The 1,105-nt window shown below is 63.9% G+C and carries 2 protein-coding genes and 1 other annotated feature; both genes read left to right on the top strand.

What is annotated here, in order from left to right:
* Positions 1-79 precede the first annotated feature (79 nt).
* Positions 80-406, top strand: coding sequence for a transposase (locus D1J51_RS17685; RefSeq protein ID WP_162903934.1), 327 nt, complete (start codon positions 80-82; stop codon positions 404-406).
* Positions 361-492, top strand: a sequence feature (AL1L pseudoknot). Its footprint overlaps the gene before it by 46 nt.
* Positions 403-1,105, top strand: a 703-nt coding sequence (locus D1J51_RS17680; protein ID WP_119077321.1) for an IS3 family transposase, incomplete at its 3' end; no start/stop codon positions are given. It overlaps the preceding feature by 90 nt. The genes D1J51_RS17685 and D1J51_RS17680, both read left to right, overlap by 4 nt.

The following is a 1,105-nucleotide window of genomic DNA, read 5'->3' as shown; positions in this document are numbered from 1 at the left end:
CAACCATCCCGCTGGTCGTCCCATCAGCACTCCTCGTTTGTCGGGGGGCGTGATCTGACACGGAAGAGAGAATGTGATCATGCCAGCATCACGAAAGTACGACGAGGAGACCCGGGCCCGCGCGATCCGGATGTGCCAGGACCGCATCAGCGAGGGGAACACCTCGAAGGCTGCCGCCTATCGCGAAGTCGGTGAGCTTCTCGGCATCAGCGCCGAGACCCTCCGAGGGTGGGTCGACCGGGTTCTGACAGACGGCCGGCACCGGCCAGACTCGAACGAGGCTCCCGCTGACGAGATCGCCCGGCTCCGGCGCGAGAACGCGCAACTGAAACGAGCGAACGAGATCCTCAAGACCGCCTCGGCTTTTTTCGCGCAAGCGGAGCTCGACCGCACACTCGGACAGTGATCGACTACGTTCGTACTCATGCGCCTCGGTTCGGGGCCGAGCCGATCCTGACCGTACTTTCCGAGCACGGTATCGGGGTCGCCCCGTCCACCTACTACGCCCACCACGCTCGGGGCTTCGGCCCGAGCGTTCGAGAACTCGACGACGCCTACGCCGCGAACGAGCTCTACGATATCTGGAAGCGGAACCGTCGCTTGTATGGGCGGAGAAAGCTCTGGAAAGCCGCGCTGCGTGCCGGCATCCCGATTGGCCGTGATCGGGTGGAGCGGCTCATGAAGCTCGCCGGGATCAGCGGGGTGAAGCGCGGCAAGCGGAAGACCATCACCACAGCATCCGACCCGAAGGCCGCTCGGCATCCCGATCATGTCAAACGGCAGTGGGCGTGGCCCTCCAGGCCGGATCAATGGTGGGTCGCGGACTTCACCTATGTGTGGACGATCGCCGGGTTCTGCTACGTCAGCTTCATCACTGACGTGTTCTCGCGTCGGATCCTCGGGTGGCGAGTGATGACCTCGAAGACGACGACGCTGGTGCTCTCCGCGCTCGAGCAGTCGCTGTTCACGAGACGCCGCACGAATGTCGAGTTCGTAACGACCGGACTGCTGCATCACAGCGACGCCGGCACCCAAGGCGGATTCAACCGGTCGTCGCAACACTCCGAGATGAGGAGTGCTGATGGGACGACCAGCGGGATGGTTG

The sequence above is a fragment of the Leucobacter sp. wl10 genome (assembly GCF_003569785.1).
In the GTDB taxonomy this organism is placed as follows: Bacteria; Actinomycetota; Actinomycetes; order Actinomycetales; family Microbacteriaceae; genus Leucobacter.
Note: the sequence above shows the minus strand (reverse complement) of the source record. Positions and strands in the feature narration are given on the sequence as shown.